The following is a 15,561-nucleotide window of genomic DNA, read 5'->3' on the forward strand; positions in this document are numbered from 1 at the left end:
GCTTCAATTAATGGTAGTTGTCTGGCTATCCCGCCAGACAACTACCCGGTTGCGACCTGTATTCTTGGCTCGGTAAAGCGCTTCATCCGCGCGCCGTATCAACTCTTGCGGGTCGGTATGTTGGCTCGCCAGAAGGGTGGCGACCCCGAGACTGATGGTAAGATTTACCGGAGTTTTACCGTCACCCGAATCCACCGGAGAACTTTCAATCGCCACCCTCAGGCGCTCCGCTACGATCTCAGCGCCCTCGCTACCCGTGGTTGGCAGCAGTACCGCAAACTCCTCGCCGCCGTATCGGGCAAGTAGATCAATAGCACGCTGCACTTCGTTGTCGATGGCATGGGCGACCGCTACCAGACAATCGTCTCCGGTTAGGTGGCCCAAGGTGTCGTTCACCTTTTTGAAGTGATCGATATCCACCAAGATCAAGCTGAGTTCCTGGTCATGACGCACGGCCCGCTGCCACTCTTCATTCAATTTCTCGTCAAAACGTCGACGATTGGCAACACCGGTCAGGCCATCGGTCAAGCTTGCCGCTTTAAGCAATTCATTGGCCTTTTGCAGCTCTTCGGTCCGGGCCTGAACCCGACTCTCCAGGGTCAGATTCGCGTCTCGCTGCACCGCCAACGCATGATCTTGTGCTTCCTGGCGCTTCTGGCGTTCAATATTGATTCGGTAGGCCAAGGCAAAGGACAGTAATACCGCTTCAATCGCCACCCCGGCTTGCGGAGCCATTTCGGTAAACAAACTCCGGGGAATTAACCCCAGTTTGCTCGTGGCTAAGGCTAGATGCCCCACTAAAAGAGGCGTCCACGCCAAAACATAATAACCCGCCAACGCCTGCCCCCGACGCCAGAGCCTCAACGCCACCAGCCAAACCATCGGTGTGCCGATAGCCGCCAAGGCGCTTACCAAAGCAATCCCCGTGTGATACGACACGAAAATGCTGTACCCAAGTAACAGAATGGCGAGTAATCGAATCAGCCAAAGCAGGCGATAGCTGGCTAGGCTGAAATGCCTTAAGGACAAAAACTTGATCGTGAAAGTCACACCGAAAATTAAAGCGGCTCCAACTAACGGAGCGGTTACGAACTCATTCAGCCACGGGGTGTTTGGCCACAACCACTGAAACAGTAAGCCGTTAAAGTTAAGTTGAACCAAGCTCGTGGTAAATACTGTCGCCACGTACCACAAGTAGGTTGTGTCACGCACCATCACAAACAAAAAGAAGTTATACAAAACCAGTGCTAAAACGACGCCGACAAACATGGCTTGCCAGCCAAACGACGCTTGCTCCTTCGCCAGAAACTCCGCAGAGGCTGTCACTGAGACCGGTATCTGAGCCGAACCATCTGTGTGCGCTCGCACCCAAGCGGTCAAGGGTTCAGTAGAGGCAGGGACTAAAAAAACAAAGTTACGATGGACGATCGGACGACTGCTGAACGGAAGCTTATCACCAGTGTGGTGGGTTTCGATCAATTGCCCGGCAACCGTCCAGTACACAGACACTTCATCCAGCAACGGATAGCCAATAACCAAGAGTCGGTTACGTTTATCCACAGGCAGAGAGACTTTTAACCAATAATCCTTGTCGCTGAAGCCGTGATTGAAGGTGTCTTCCGCAGATACCGTGTGCCACTCGGTCGCAGGTGAAGAGCGAACGTCCTCCAGTGTGAGCTCGCCATAAGGCACTGCCAGCCATTGAAACGCTACCGGGCCAGACAAGGCTATCGGGCTGATCAGATACAGCAAAATAAATAGAATAGCTCTCACAACATGTCTACCATTGCTCATCGGCCGGCTGGAAATTCAGATTCTACAGGCTGAACGTTACGCACACTTTGAGCATAGCTCACTTCGCATGGGGCAACATTTATGAGCCGATCTCCGCAACCTGTTTCACCGGGCCGCTACCGCCATTACAAAGGCCGGGATTACGAAGTCATTGGCGTGGCACGGCACAGCGAAACCGAAGAATCGCTTGTGGTCTACCGCTGCTTGTATGGAGACCACAGCCTGTGGGTGCGCCCGCTCAGCATGTTCCGCGAAACCGTTCAGGTGGCAGGGGAAGAAGTTCCCCGGTTTGCCCGAATAGACTCCAACCGTTAGTTACACAACCACTTTGACTGGAACGGCCATTTCCTGCACATTAGCCCACTTTTCGTACCGCTGGTGCCCTGAAAGTGCCAGCTAACCTTCAGTTTCCAGCCGGAGTTTGCCATGAATGCCGTTGTTGCCGCGGTACTGATCATGCTCGTACTGAGCTTGTGCCGCATCCACGTTGTTGTTGCCCTGATTGTCGGAGCCATATCTGGTGGCCTAGTTGCAGGTATGTCTCTCGAATCCACCATTGATGCCTTTAACGCCGGCTTGGGCGGCGGCGCAACTGTAGCTTTATCATACGCTACTTTGGGCGCCTTCGCTGTGGCTATCGGTAAATCGGGCCTCGCTCATGCCTTAGCCGACAAGGCCCTGGCTCTGGTCGGCAAGCAAGACGAAGGCGGCGCAGCCACCGGCATTCGCTTCATGATCATCGGTCTGCTGGTTGCCGTTGCGATGTCTTCCCAGAACATCCTGCCGATTCACATCGCCTTTATCCCGCTGGTGGTGCCGCCGCTGCTGTACGTTATGGCCAAGCTTCATATGGACCGCCGTTTGGTGGCCTGTGCACTGACCTTCGGTTTGATCACTCCGTACATGTTCCTGCCGGTAGGCTTCGGCGGCATTTACCTGAATGAAATTCTATTGGCTAACGTAGCAGACAACGGCGTAGATGCCAGTGAGCTTAACGTCATGTCCGCTATGGCGTTGCCCGCTTTGGGTATGTTGGTGGGTCTGCTGATTGCGGTGTTCTTCAGCTACCGCGGCGGTCGCGGCTACGATCTGAAACTGATCAGCCAGACCGAGCGGGTGGATGTGAAATACAGCCCGAAAACCCTGATCATGGCTCTGATCGCCATTGTTGTAGCCTTCGTAGTTCAGCTGTGGCTGGGCTCTATGATTTTGGGCGCTCTGGCAGGTTTCGTTCTGTTCAACCTGTCGGGTGTTGTTAAATGGCAGGAAGCGGATGACTTGTTCACCGAAGGCATGAAAATGCTGGCGATGATCGGCTTCATCATGATCGCTGCCAATGGTTTTGCAGAAGTGATGCGGGAAACCGGCGAAATCGCCAGCTTGGTAGAAGGTTCGGTGGCAACCATCGGCGAGAACAAGCCTCTTGCGGCGCTACTGATGTTGGTAGTTGGCCTGCTGATTACTATGGGTATCGGCTCGTCGTTCTCCACCATTCCCATCATCGCGGCGTTGTACGTTCCGCTGGCTCTGCAAATGGGCTTCAGTCCGTTGGCCATTGTTGCCTTGGTAGGCACCGCCGGTGCTCTGGGTGATGCTGGCTCCCCGGCGTCTGACTCCACCCTTGGGCCAACGGCTGGTTTGAACGTAGACGGTCAGCACAACCACATTTGGGATACGGTTGTTCCGACCTTCCTGCACTACAACTTGCCACTGCTTGGCTTTGGGTGGTTGGCGGCTATGGTTCTTTAACTTTTTAAGTAGCCTGCCTTTTTGTAGCCTGCTTTTTTGCGGGGTGGTTCGGGGTTGGTGGGGGGTGTCAAAACGGAAAACGTGGTTTCCCTGATAGTTTTGACACCCCCCACCAACCCCGAACGTTTATCTTTGGAGGAATCTCTGGGGTAAAGACTAAAGAGAACGAAAAAGCACTTTTTGATGTTTTTCTGAAAACGCCTCAAGCACCCAAGCGATTCTAAAAAGGCCAGAAAAAAGGGGTTCGGGAGAGGGGGCCAAAACTATCAGGGAAACCACGTTTTCCGTTTTGGCCCCCTCTCCCGAACCCCGACCATCTCCCAAACCAACAGGCTACAGAGCCATACTCCAAGACAAGTCAGTCCTCAGAACCAGCCTTAAAAAACACCACCTGTTTAACCGTATGGTCGTCCTCATTGCCCCGCTTATTCACCCGGGTCTCAATTTCAGGTGCCGCTGGCTGCTCAACCTCAGACAGGGCATCGGTATAACCACAGGCCACGCACTCACGCACCTGATCGCCTTTGTCGTCCGTGAACATCGTAATTTTGTCCATCTCCGCACAGCGCGGACACACCGCACCGGCGATAAAACGCTTTGGACTCGGCATAACTCAACTCCAGATTAACCAGCTGGCCGCAATAGCACGGCCAGCTTTCATTGTATCAGGCTACTTCGCCGGTGATGCCAGATTGCTCCAACAACGCATCCACCTGAGGCTCACGGCCACGGAAGGCTTTGAACAACTCCATGGGCTCCTGCGAACCGCCTTTTTCCAGAATGTTCTGCAAGAACGCCTTGCCGGTTTCCGGGTCGAAGATGCCTTTTTCCTCGAACAACGAGAAGGCATCGGCCGCCAGCACCTCAGCCCACTTGTAGCTGTAATAGCCCGCAGCGTAACCACCCGCGAATATGTGGGAGAAGGCGTTCGGGAAGCGGTTAAACTCGGGCGACTGCACCACGGCGATGTTTTCGCGCACCTTGCGGTGCATATCGAGTGGGTTGGTGGGGGCTTCGTCGGTGAACTCCGCGTGTAAGCGGAAATCGAACAACGAGAACTCCAACTGGCGCACCATGCCCATACCGGACTGGAAGTTTTTCGCCGCCAGCAGTTTCTGCAGCAGATCTTCCGGCAGCGGTTCTCCGGTTTCGTGGTGGCTGGCAATCAACGCCAGAGATTCCGGATTCCAGCACCAGTTTTCCAGGAACTGGGACGGCAGCTCAACGGCATCCCACGCCACGCCGTTGATGCCGGACACGTCCATGACCTCAACTTGTGTGAGCATGTGGTGCAGGCCGTGACCGAACTCGTGGAAGAGGGTGGTCACTTCGTCGTGGGTCAGCAGTGACGGTTTGCCATCCACCGGCGGGGTGAAGTTACAGGTCAGGAAGGCAACCGGCAGCTGCAGCTGGCCGCGCATGTTGCGCCAGCGTACCCGGCAATCGGCCATCCAGGCTCCGCCACGTTTACCTTGGCGGGCGAACAGGTCCAGATAGAACCAGGCAATGGGCTCACCATTGCGGCTGATGCAGTAGGCTGTGGCGTCTTCGTGCCAGGTTTCGACTTCGGGCTTTGCCTCGATCTGAATACCAAACAGCTTCTCAGCCACCCGGAACAGGCCCGGCACCACTTTATCCACAGGGAACCAGGGACGCAGGGTTTCCGGGGAAATGTCGTAGCGTTTCTGACGTAGCTTCTCGCTGTAATAGCCCACATCCCAGGCTTGCAGGTCGTCTACACCGTGTTCGTCTTTGGCAAACGCCTTCAGCTCGGCAAATTCCTTCTCGGCTTGCGGCTTGGACTTCTCCGCCAGCTGGTTCAGGAATTCCAGAACTTCGTCCACGCTACGGGCCATTTTCTTGGCCAGCGAACGCTCGGCGTAATTGTTAAAGCCCAGCAGCTGCGCCAATGCATGACGGCGCTTGAGAATCTCGGCCATTACCGGAGTGTTGTCCCAAGTGCCCGCATCCGGGCCTTGGTCTGACGCGCGGGTAACGAAGGCTTCGTACACTTCCCGGCGCAGCTCGCGGTTATCACAGTAAGTCATCACCGGATGGAAACTGGGAAAGTCCAAAGTAATCACATAACCATCCAACTCTTTCTGCCGGGCGGTCTGCTTGGCACCGTCGAGGGCGCTTTCCGGCACACCGGATAATTCACTGACATCGGTAATGTGCTTGAACCAGTTCTGGGTAGCGTCCAATACGTTGTCGCTGAACTTGTTCGACAGCTCGGCCAACTCTCGGGACAAGTCCGCGTAACGCTTTTTCTTGTCCTCCGGCAGATCAACACCGCCCAAGTGGAAATCGCGCAGGGTGTTCTCGATGGACTTGCGCTGGGCTTCGCTCAGATCTTTAAAATCGTCCCGTGCTGCGAGTTTCTTATAGGCATTGCACAGGGCTTCATTCTGACTGATTTCGGTGCTGTACTCGGTCAGCTTTTCCAGGCAGTTTTTATACACCTTGCGCAGGTCGTCGTTGTTCATCACACCGTTCAGGTGGGAGATCACGGACCAGGCATTGCTCAGGTCGTTTTCCATCGCCTGCATGGGCTGAACTAAGGTATCCCAAGTAGGATCTTCCTGATCGGCCAGCGATTGGATTTTCATCCGGTTCTTGCTGAGAATCTGGTCAATCGCCGTTTCCATGTGCTCGGTGCGAATGTGCTCGAACTTCGGCAGCAGATCGTCAGTCAGTAGCGGGTTATTCATAGGTCCCCTTCTCAGCGGTTCATGTTTAGGGTAGCTTCCCGATATCACACATTGGTGCATGGCACGTGTGGGATAGGTCTTTCCAAAACACGCTCCTTCGGCACGTCCATGTGACGCTTGAGCTCCGCCATCCATGGCTCCGCACAGTTTTGGAAAGACCTATCCCACACGCGCCCCCAACCTCCGGGAAACGTTATAGAGGTATATGTAATGGCGAATGTACGAACTCACAAGGGTAGCACACCAAAATTTGGTAAAAGTACCTGGGTAGACGAGAGTGCCGTGGTGATCGGCGATGTGGAAATGGGCGACGATTGCTCGGTCTGGCCGATGACTGTGATCCGCGGCGATATGCATAAAATCCGCATTGGCGACCGCTGCAGCATTCAGGACGGGTCGGTTTTGCACATCACCCACGCCAGCGATTTCAACCCGGGTGGTTGGCCGCTGATTCTGGGCGACGATGTGACCGTTGGCCACAAAGCCCTGCTGCACGGATGCACCATTGGCAGCCGGGTGCTGGTCGGCATGGGATGCACTGTGATGGATGGGGCCGTGGTCGAAGACGAGGTGATCATCGGGGCAGGCACCTTGGTACCGCCGGGCAAGCGGCTTGAATCCGGTTACCTCTATGTCGGCTCGCCCTGCAAACAAGCAAGAGCGTTGAGCGACAAAGAGAAAACCTTCTTCAAGTACACCGCTGCCAACTACGTGAAGCTGAAGAACGAATACCTCGAAGCTTCAGAATAAGCTCAGCCGGAACTCAGTTTCCGGCTGGTGCTTTGGCGCCTGCGTTTTCCAGTGCGCGGGCGTAATCGCCGCTGCGGCCATGCTTGGAGATACGGTCCAGCATGGTCTCGCCGTGCTCGTCGGTGGCATCCAGGTTGCGGCCTGCGGCAACAAAGAAGCCGACAAAGCGCTCGAAATCCTCGGCACGCATGGCTTCATAGGCACGTAACAGGACAAAATGATCCGCCTGCACCGTCTTGTCATAAGGCTCCAGATCCAGGAAGCTTTTTACCCGCTCGTCACTCCACACTTCATCAAGGACTTTCGGTTTATCCGGTCCGCTCATTGCTCTTACTCCCAATGGATTCCAGGTATTAAGGCCGCACAGTATAAGGCTTTGAAACTGTGTCAGTTATATGAAAGTACTATGAGGATCTACACTGCAAGCATAAGGCAAGCCGTGTCAGGGTAGAATTTCAACAGGAAGATCGCCAACCGCTTCGGCCGTCTGGCACTCCGGGTTTCGAATGGAAATTTCCACCCGGCGGTTCAAGGCGCGGTTTTCAGGGCTATCGTTCGCTGCCAACGGCCGGGTTTCAGCGCGTCCGGCCGCCATCACCCGGTCCGCAGGAATTTGCCGGTTCATCACCAGTTCATGCACCACAGAGACAGCTCGAGCCGCGGAAAGATCCCAGTTAGAACGGTATTTACTGCTGGAAATGGGGCGATCGTCGGAGTGGCCTGACACCACCACATCACCATCGCAACCGGCTAAAACCGTCACGACCCGCTCAATAATCGGAATCATGCTGGGTTTAATGGCCGCATCCCCGGACCGGAACGTGGCTTCTTCGGCAAAGCGGATCACCACCTGATCTTCGTCATAATTCACTTGCAACGTACCGGCCGCAGCTTCCGGTTCCAGCTCTCGCACCAGTCTGGAACTCAAATCCAGAACCCCACCCGGGATCTGCCGGATTTCCGGCTTCTCCGCTCGTTCATCAATAAATTCAGGCTGGTCTTGCAAGCTGTCAGACGGTTCGGGCAGTGACACCGTATTGGATTCCACCAGCGTAATCGGCGACCCTCCAATCCCTTCACCAATAACGTTCTGGGAACCAAACGCCACCGACATGGAATTGGCCATGGCTCGATACTTTTCCACATCCATTTCCGCAAACGACAGCAGCAGAATAAAAAAAGTCAGCAGCAAGGTGGCCAGATCAGCAAAGGTTACAATCCAGTCTGGCGCACCGCTTTTGGCCTTTTGCCGTTTACGAGCCCCGGGCAGCAACAAACCTTATGCCTCCTTTTCAGGCGCAAGACCGTTCCGGTGCTCGGGAGGCAGGTAGGAAGACAGGAACTCAGTCATCACCCTTGGGTTTTCACCTCGCATAATGCTCTTGATCGAGGTGATGATCAGCATTTGATTACGAGCATCGTCTTCGGCTTTAAGCTGCAGTTTTTCCGCCAGGGGCAGGGCAATCAACTGAGCAAGAAAGGCCCCATACAACGTCGTTAACAGGGCGATGGCCATGGCCGGCCCGATGCTGGAAGGGTCATCAAGGGTATTCAACATCTGCACCAAGCCAATCAGGGTGCCCAGCATGCCGATAGCCGGCGCAGATTCACCAATACCGCGAAACACCCGCTCGGCCACGTCATAGCGCTCGGCGATTTGCTGGCTTTCCTGCAGCAAGGCTTCTTCGACCAATTCCGGCGGGTGGCCATCAACGCACAAGGTAATGGCTTTTTTCAGAAATTCGTCGCTGGCTTCGTGTTCTTCGAGGCCCAGAATGCCCTCTTTACGGACCATCCGGCCCAGTTCACCCACTTCTAAAATTAACGAAGATGGACGGGGAAGGCGATCGGTGAACACGGTTTTTGCCGCCAGCCGAAAGGCACTGGCAACGGTGGGCAACCGGAACTTAATCAAAGTCACCGCAAAGGTACCGCCAAGCACAATGGCCAAGCCCGGCAGATTCAGGAAGGTGGAGATCGACGCGTTTGCCAACATGGCAAGCAGCACAATCACAACTCCGGCAAGCAGCCCGACAAGCGTCAGAATATCCATGACCTTCCCTTATGGCCGACGTTATTAACCTCGGCTCAGTCGTTTCTTAGTTCGTCCACAACCGGAGAGGTTTCCGGGCGGACACCCCGCCACACATGAAACGCCTCTGCCGCCTGCTCGATTAACATACCCAATCCGTCGTATACCCTTTGAGCACCGTTATCCAACGCCCACTGGTTGAACGTGGTGGTTTGCAGAGAGTACATCATGTCGTACACCACCGTATCCGGCCCGATCACATTCCCCGAGATCGGAGGTAAATCCCCCTGCAAACTGGCGCTGGTGCCGTTGATAATCACATCAAACGGCTGTCCCGGCTGCTCGAAACCACAGGCCGACAACTCAATGTTGGCGGCCTCGTCAGCAAACAACCGGACCAAGGCCTCAGCTTTGGCGACGGTGCGATTCGCCAGGGTCAATGCTGCAGGCTGTTCCGCCAGTATCGGGCCCAGTACACCCCGTACGGCACCTCCAGCGCCCAGCACAAGAATACGCGCGCCTTTGAGCGGTACTTTCTGGTTGTCCCGCAGGTCACGAACAATACCGACGCCATCTGTGTTATCGGCCACAAGATCATTTTCTTGATCCAGGTACAGCGTATTGGCCGCCCCGGCTTTTTCCGCTCTGGATGTTCTGTGCTCGGCAAGCGCCCAAGCATCCTCTTTAAACGGCACGGTGACATTCAGACCTTTTCCGCCGCCTTCAAAGAACTGCTTTACGGTGCCGGCAAAATCGTCCAGCGGAGCCTGAATCGCTGTGTACTCCACCGGCTCGCCGGTTTGCTGCGCAAACAAGCTGTGAATCCGGGGCGATTTACTGTGGTTAATCGGATTTCCGACAACCGCGTAGAGTTCATTGTTCATCAATACCCTCCAACCAGTTTCGGTCCGTGAGGAAGTAATCGGTTAGCCGGGCCTCCTCGCTGCCGGGCTCCGGCTGGCGACTGTAATCCCAGCGCACCATGGGTGGCAGCGACATCAAGATAGACTCCGTCCGGCCTCCTGACTGCAAGCCAAACAGCGTGCCACGGTCATACACCAGATTGAATTCCACATAACGTCCACGGCGATAGAGTTGGAAATCTCGTTCCCGCTCACCCCACGCATGATCCATCCGGCGCTTTACAATGGGCTCATAGGCCTCAATGTAACTGTCGCCCACGGATTGCATGAAGGCAAAGTCCCGGTCGAAATCGCCGGTATTGTGATCATCAAAGAACAGTCCGCCGACACCGCGAGGTTCCTGCCGGTGCTTCAGGTAAAAATACTCGTCGCACCAGTGCTTGAACCTTGAGTAAACGTCGTCACCGAACGGCTCACAGGCGTTGCGGGCGGTGCGATGCCAGTGCACGCAGTCTTCGTCAAAACCGTAGTAGGGCGTCAGATCGTAACCACCGCCAAACCAGTACACCGGTTCACCCTTTTCAGGTGTTGCAATGAAAAAACGGACGTTGGCGTGAGAGGTTGGCACATACGGGTTCTCCGGGTGCATCACCAACGACACCCCCATAGCCTGCCAGGGTGCTCCCGCCAGATGAGGCCGATGCGCCGTGGCCGATGGCGGCATGGTGTCGCCCATCACGTGGGAGAAGTTCACGCCGCCTTTTTCAAACACTTTGCCCTCAGAAATGACCCGGCTGATACCGCCGCCTCCTTCCGGCCGTTCCCAGCTGTCCTCGATGAAGGAAGCCTGACCATCCAGCGCTTCCAATCGCTGACAAATGCGGTCCTGAAGGCCCAGTAGATACGCTTTAACGGCCTGAGAGTCCGGCTGCTGTGACATGCTTGCTCCTAACGAAACTGTTTTCCGGTGAGGATATCGATAATACGGCTGGGATTACGGTTGCCCCCGAGTGCGCCCGGTATCACCCGGTCGAGTTCCTTGCCGAAATAACGTCGCACTTGCCAAATGTTACGAGCAGGCGCGCGGCCTGCCGGGTTACATGAGGTTGAAACCAGCGGCATCCCGGTTGCTTCGCACAGATCCTGTACCAAGGGGTGATCAGATACGCGAACCGCGATGGTGCTGTGTTGCCCCCGCACCCATTCCGGAATTTGCTCAAGTACATCCGGTATCAAACACGTGATGGGCCCCGGCCAATGCTGCTCGGCTTCCCATTGCAACACACGAGGCAGAGGGTCCAAAAGAAACCGCACCTGATCGATGGACGACGCCACCAGAATCATACCCTTGGCCATTGGCCGCTGTTTCAACTCGAGGATGCGCTCTACCGCCTGTTGATTCCAGGGGTCACACCCCAAACCCCAGACCGCTTCGGTGGGGTAAGCAATTACTCCGCCGGACAACACCGTGCGGCGGGCACAATGCAGTTGCCAGGCATTCAAGGACGACGTTGGCGACATAAAGAAATCGTACAACCTGCTTGATCAGATAGTGGAAATGCACCGGTTAGCCTCGCCGCAAGTATCCGCCCGGAGCGGAATACGCCAAACCTTCCAATTCCAGCAGCAAAAGCGACTGCATCAACTGATCCGCCGGTAATCCGGTGGCAAGACTCAGTGCATCGGTAGACTGTGGATCATACCCCAAAGCCTCGAATACCGCGATTTCCCGACTGTCCAGATCCGGTTTCTCGACCGGGCCGGCAGCCTCGGGCGCGGGCGCTGCTTGCATCGACCACCAAGTGCCTAATTCTTCCAGCACATCGTCGGCCGTTTCGACCAGTCGGGCCCCCTGCTTGATCAATTGATGACAACCTTTGGCGACCGAGCTGTGGATCGAGCCGGGAATGGCGAACACCTCGCGACCTTGCTCAAGAGCCGTTCTCGCGGTGATTAACGACCCGCTTTTCAGACTGGCCTCGACCACCAGCACGCCTCGGCTCAAACCACTGATAATCCGGTTCCGTTGCGGAAAATAGGCGGCCCGGGCCTGAGTACCCGGCGGGTATTCCGACACAATAAGCCCGTTATCCACAATGCGGTGGGCCAGTTTCCGATGCTGCGCCGGGTAAAGCCGGTCCAATCCGCACCCCACCACCGCAATGGTCGGGTACCCGGCATCCAGCGCGCCTGCATGGGCTGCGCCATCAATGCCCAGTGCCAGCCCACTGGTGATCAACAGGCCGCGCTTGCTCAGCTCTGCGGCAAATTGACGAGCATGATCCAAGCCTTGCCGGGTGGCATTGCGACTGCCTACTACGCCAATCTGATCTTGCAACAACAACCGGCTATCGCCCAACAGGTAGAGCACCAGCGGCGCATTGTGTATCTGCCGCAGCGCCTCCGGGAAATCGGGATGACTCTGACCAATAATCGCAATGCCATGTTGCTGGCATGCCTGATGAATCCAGAGCGCGTGCTGGATTTTCGGGTGATGGACATCTCCCCCTTGCCAGGCGTGAATCAATTCAATGGCTTCTGTCCCTAGGCCTAACGCTTTGAGGGTCGCGGCGTTCAGATCAAGGGCATCAACCAGACTGGCGGTGTTAGTCTGCACTCTTTCACGAACGCGCACACCAAACCGGGGGAGAAGCGAAAGCACCAGCCAGCGGCCAGCCTCAGACTGCAGAAATTCCTGTTCCGACATTTTTTCATCCTTGAAAACAACAATGGCCGGGCGCTCCGGCCCAGCCATTTAATGGTACTGCTATCCCCCACAACCCGCTTTCGCTGGCTATAAGGGCTGAGAAGTATCAGGGGTTAACGACCTTGTCACCCACCGACAACGAACGAGTGGCTTTTAGAACCAACCCGTAGCTCATCTTTTCATACACCTGGAATACCATCAGCAGACCGGCCCGCTCGGAAGGCAGCTCAATGGTTTCGCCGGTGATCGGGTCACGAACACGGTTACCGGCCTTCATCACCGCCAGCACGTTACCGGCCTTCATGCCTTCACGGGCGCCGCGGTTAATGGCCACCACATTGTACTGACCAATCTGGTTCACGCCGCCATCGACCGAGATCATCTTGCCTTCGATCTGCTCATCGGGAGAGCTGGGCATGAAGTTGGTGGTCAGACGGCGGTCTTCACTCACCAGTAAGCGATCGCCAATGCGAACTTCTTCACTGGAACGCGTCAGCTCGACCGTCAGAACGTCGCCGTTCTCGGCCGCGACGTTACCACGAGCAATGCTGCGCGCTTCCAGACCCAGAAACTCGCCGGTATCCGGATCAACAAATTCCTGACTGCGGCGGAACACACCAACGCGATCTGCGGGCTTTTCACCACGGGCGTAGATTTTGTCGCCAGCGCCAGTGATGATGCGGCCATCTTCACCTTCGAGCACATAAGGCGCACCGTTGATTTCTTCAGGGCTGACAATGCGCGTGTCAGTCAGGAAGCTGGCAATGGCGTCCAGAGGAATCGCGGGAATCGGAGTATCAATAGCTTCAGAACGAATCTGCGGAGACAATTTCACATCGCCGGAAGCCACCTTGGTAATGCGCGGCTTGCCATCGATGTAAACCAGCGCCAAACGATCGCCCGGATAGATCAGGTGAGGGTTGGCAACCTGCGGATTAACATGCCAAATTTCCGGCCAGTACCAGGGGTTATTCAGAAAACGCCCTGAAATGTCCCACAGGGTGTCCCCTTTGACGACCGTGTAACGCTCAGGATGGTCAGCCTTGAACTCGGGTTGTGCATGGGCCCAGGAGGTAAACAGCAGCGTAGTAACTGCCAGAGCGTACAACAATTTCCTCATCGTCTGTATCCTTGATCGCGTGCCTTGAATCTTAGCGTTCGGTAACGGCACCACAGTTCACCCGCGGCTTGTTACACTGTTATTCCCGTTACTATAGAAGATGTATGGGGATTTGTGATGTTATCTTTTGTTCTTCCAGTAAATTCTGCGGAATAATCGATAGAATCCTACTATTAACTGATCAGTTTGTACTCAATCGGTAATTTATCGGATAATACCCTCATCACACATGCTTCATAATAGATTTGTGAAGAAAATTTGCGCAGTACGCTGTCGCATTTCAGAGAAGCCAGAGCACTATGATTTTAGATATTCTTGAGTACCCGGATCCGCGCCTTCGCACCATCGCCAAGCCGGTAGACGAGGTAACCGACGAAATACGCACGCTGATCGACGACATGTTCGAGACCATGTACGATGCGCCCGGCATTGGCCTGGCGGCGACACAGGTGAACGTGCACAAGCAGATCATCGTCATGGATTTATCCGAAGACAAGAGCGAGCCGCGGGTGTTCATCAACCCGAAAGTGGAAGTACTGGATGGCGATTTGGAAGCCATGCAGGAAGGCTGCCTGTCGGTGCCGGGTTTTTATGAAGACGTGAAGCGCATCGAACACGTCCGGATTACGGCAAAAGACCGTGATGGTGAAGAGTTTGTTCTCGAAGCCACCGGCCTCCTGGCGGTTTGCATCCAGCACGAGATGGACCACCTGAACGGCAAGTTGTTTGTGGATTACCTCAGCTCTCTCAAGCGTAACCGCATTCGCAAGAAGCTGGAAAAGCTCCACAAGCAGAGCGCCTGAGTCTGAGCCGGATCATGCCGCTCAACTTCAGACCGAATTCAGGACCGGGTTACGACCCGGTTTTTTCGTATTCAACGACACAGAGATAACACCACCGTGCGCATTGTTTTTGCCGGAACTCCGGATTTCGCTGCCATCGCCCTGAAAGCCATTCTTGCGGCGGGGCATACTGTTGTAGGCGTTTACAGTCAGCCCGACCGGCCAGCCGGCCGAGGCCGCAAACTGATGCCGAGTCCGGTAAAACAAGTCGCACTGGATGCCGATATCCCTGTGTTCCAGCCCCAGAGCCTGAAACCCGAGGAGGCACAACAGGAACTGGCGGCACTGAATCCGGATGTGATGATCGTTGCGGCTTACGGCCTGATTCTTCCCAAAGCCGTGCTGGAGATCCCAAGCCACGGTTGCCTGAATATTCACGCGTCCTTATTGCCTCGGTGGCGCGGTGCTGCACCCATTCAGCGGGCCATTGCCGCCGGCGACGCCGAAACCGGCATCACCATCATGCAAATGGATGTCGGCTTGGATACCGGCGACATGCTACTGAAAACCGCCACTCCGATTAACCCGGACGATACCGGCGGCAGCCTTCACGACCGATTAGCGGATATGGGCGGCGACGCCATAGTAGAGGCCTTGGCGAAACTGAGCCAAGGCGCGCTGACCGGCGAGCCCCAGAACGACGACGAAGCCTGCTACGCCCACAAGCTGTCAAAAGAAGAAGGCCACATCGACTGGAACAACAGCGCCACCGACATCGAGCGACTGATCCGGGCGTTCAACCCATGGCCCGGCACCTTCACCGATCTCGGCGAACAGCGCATCCGTTTGCATCAGGCCCAGGCGCTAGAGCAGGGCAGCGATAAAGCCCCCGGCACCGTGCTTCGCCGTGAACGGGAAGGTATCGACATTGCCTGTGGCACCGGCTGTTTGAGAGTCACCAAAGTGCAGCTACCCGGCACTCGCGCCCTGAGCGTGAATGACTTGATTAACGGCGGTAAACCCGTGCTGATGCCCGAACAGGAGCTGAACTGA

Annotated in this window: 16 protein-coding genes; 5 read left to right on the forward strand and 11 right to left on the reverse strand. The window is 55.6% G+C overall.

The genetic code is table 11. The annotated features are described in order from the left end of the window. Positions 1-3: 3 nt before the first annotated feature. Positions 4-1,773: a sensor domain-containing diguanylate cyclase gene (locus tag DOQ08_RS11570; RefSeq protein ID WP_227537623.1), complete on the reverse strand. Its 1,770-nt coding sequence runs from the start codon at positions 1,771-1,773 to the stop codon at positions 4-6. Between the two features lie 102 nt (positions 1,774-1,875). On the opposite strand from DOQ08_RS11570, the gene DOQ08_RS11575 reads away from it, so the two are divergent. Together DOQ08_RS11575 and DOQ08_RS11580 are read left to right on the forward strand one after the other, a co-directional pair. Continuing rightward, a complete protein-coding gene (locus DOQ08_RS11575; RefSeq protein ID WP_114335078.1) occupies positions 1,876-2,109 on the forward strand; it encodes a DUF1653 domain-containing protein in 234 nt (77 codons plus the stop codon). A 111-nt stretch (positions 2,110-2,220) separates the two neighbouring features. Then, entirely contained in the window at positions 2,221-3,543 is a 1,323-nt protein-coding gene (locus DOQ08_RS11580; protein WP_114335079.1) for a Na+/H+ antiporter family protein, read from the forward strand. Positions 3,544-3,901: 358 nt separating this feature from the next. Here the strand turns inward: DOQ08_RS11580 and DOQ08_RS11585 are convergent, their stop codons facing one another. Then, positions 3,902-4,153 carry a YheV family putative zinc ribbon protein gene (locus DOQ08_RS11585; RefSeq protein WP_114335080.1) on the reverse strand — a complete coding sequence of 84 codons (252 nt, stop codon included), beginning with the start codon at positions 4,151-4,153 and terminating at the stop codon, positions 3,902-3,904. Positions 4,154-4,208: 55 nt separating this feature from the next. Further along, positions 4,209-6,254, reverse strand: a complete 2,046-nt coding sequence (gene prlC, locus DOQ08_RS11590; protein WP_114335081.1) for an oligopeptidase A — start codon at positions 6,252-6,254, stop codon at positions 4,209-4,211. A 210-nt stretch (positions 6,255-6,464) separates the two neighbouring features. Between prlC and DOQ08_RS11595 the strand changes: the two genes are divergently transcribed. Then, positions 6,465-7,004 (forward strand): gamma carbonic anhydrase family protein, encoded by a 540-nt coding sequence (locus DOQ08_RS11595; RefSeq protein ID WP_114335082.1) that lies wholly within the window; start codon positions 6,465-6,467, stop codon positions 7,002-7,004. Between the two features lie 13 nt (positions 7,005-7,017). Here DOQ08_RS11595 and DOQ08_RS11600 read toward each other — a convergent pair whose 3' ends face one another. From DOQ08_RS11600 to DOQ08_RS11635, 8 genes are all read right to left on the reverse strand, one after another. Then, positions 7,018-7,329: a PA4642 family protein gene (locus tag DOQ08_RS11600; RefSeq protein WP_114335083.1), complete on the reverse strand. Its 312-nt coding sequence runs from the start codon at positions 7,327-7,329 to the stop codon at positions 7,018-7,020. Between the two features lie 117 nt (positions 7,330-7,446). Then, entirely contained in the window at positions 7,447-8,280 is an 834-nt protein-coding gene (locus tag DOQ08_RS11605; RefSeq protein WP_227537624.1) for a flagellar motor protein MotB, read from the reverse strand. 3 nt (positions 8,281-8,283) lie between these two features. Then, positions 8,284-9,057 carry a motility protein A gene (locus DOQ08_RS11610; RefSeq protein WP_114335084.1) on the reverse strand — a complete coding sequence of 258 codons (774 nt, stop codon included), beginning with the start codon at positions 9,055-9,057 and terminating at the stop codon, positions 8,284-8,286. Between the two features lie 35 nt (positions 9,058-9,092). Then, on the reverse strand, positions 9,093-9,920 hold the full coding sequence (gene aroE / locus DOQ08_RS11615) for a shikimate dehydrogenase (RefSeq protein WP_114335085.1): 828 nt from the start codon (positions 9,918-9,920) through the stop codon (positions 9,093-9,095). Then, the gene (gene hemF / locus DOQ08_RS11620; RefSeq protein ID WP_114335086.1) at positions 9,910-10,839 is read right to left on the reverse strand and encodes an oxygen-dependent coproporphyrinogen oxidase; all 930 of its coding nucleotides are present in this window, start codon (positions 10,837-10,839) and stop codon (positions 9,910-9,912) included. The genes aroE and hemF overlap by 11 nt, the downstream gene beginning before the upstream one ends. 8 nt (positions 10,840-10,847) lie before the next feature. After that, a complete protein-coding gene (locus tag DOQ08_RS11625) occupies positions 10,848-11,420 on the reverse strand; it encodes an L-threonylcarbamoyladenylate synthase (protein ID WP_114335087.1) in 573 nt (190 codons plus the stop codon). A gap of 46 nt (positions 11,421-11,466) precedes the next feature. Beyond that, positions 11,467-12,606, reverse strand: a complete 1,140-nt coding sequence (gene dprA, locus DOQ08_RS11630; protein WP_227537625.1) for a DNA-processing protein DprA — start codon at positions 12,604-12,606, stop codon at positions 11,467-11,469. 106 nt (positions 12,607-12,712) lie between these two features. Continuing rightward, positions 12,713-13,726, reverse strand: coding sequence for a LysM peptidoglycan-binding domain-containing protein (locus DOQ08_RS11635; RefSeq protein ID WP_114335089.1), 1,014 nt, complete (start codon positions 13,724-13,726; stop codon positions 12,713-12,715). Positions 13,727-14,025: 299 nt separating this feature from the next. On the opposite strand from DOQ08_RS11635, the gene def reads away from it, so the two are divergent. Both def and fmt read left to right on the forward strand, forming a co-directional pair. Continuing rightward, on the forward strand, positions 14,026-14,529 hold the full coding sequence (gene def, locus DOQ08_RS11640) for a peptide deformylase (protein WP_114335090.1): 504 nt from the start codon (positions 14,026-14,028) through the stop codon (positions 14,527-14,529). A gap of 96 nt (positions 14,530-14,625) precedes the next feature. Further along, complete coding sequence (gene fmt, locus DOQ08_RS11645; RefSeq protein WP_114335091.1) at positions 14,626-15,561, forward strand: methionyl-tRNA formyltransferase; 936 nt, start codon at positions 14,626-14,628, stop codon at positions 15,559-15,561.

The organism is Marinobacter litoralis (assembly GCF_003336705.1).
Taxonomy (GTDB): domain Bacteria; phylum Pseudomonadota; class Gammaproteobacteria; order Pseudomonadales; family Oleiphilaceae; genus Marinobacter; species Marinobacter litoralis.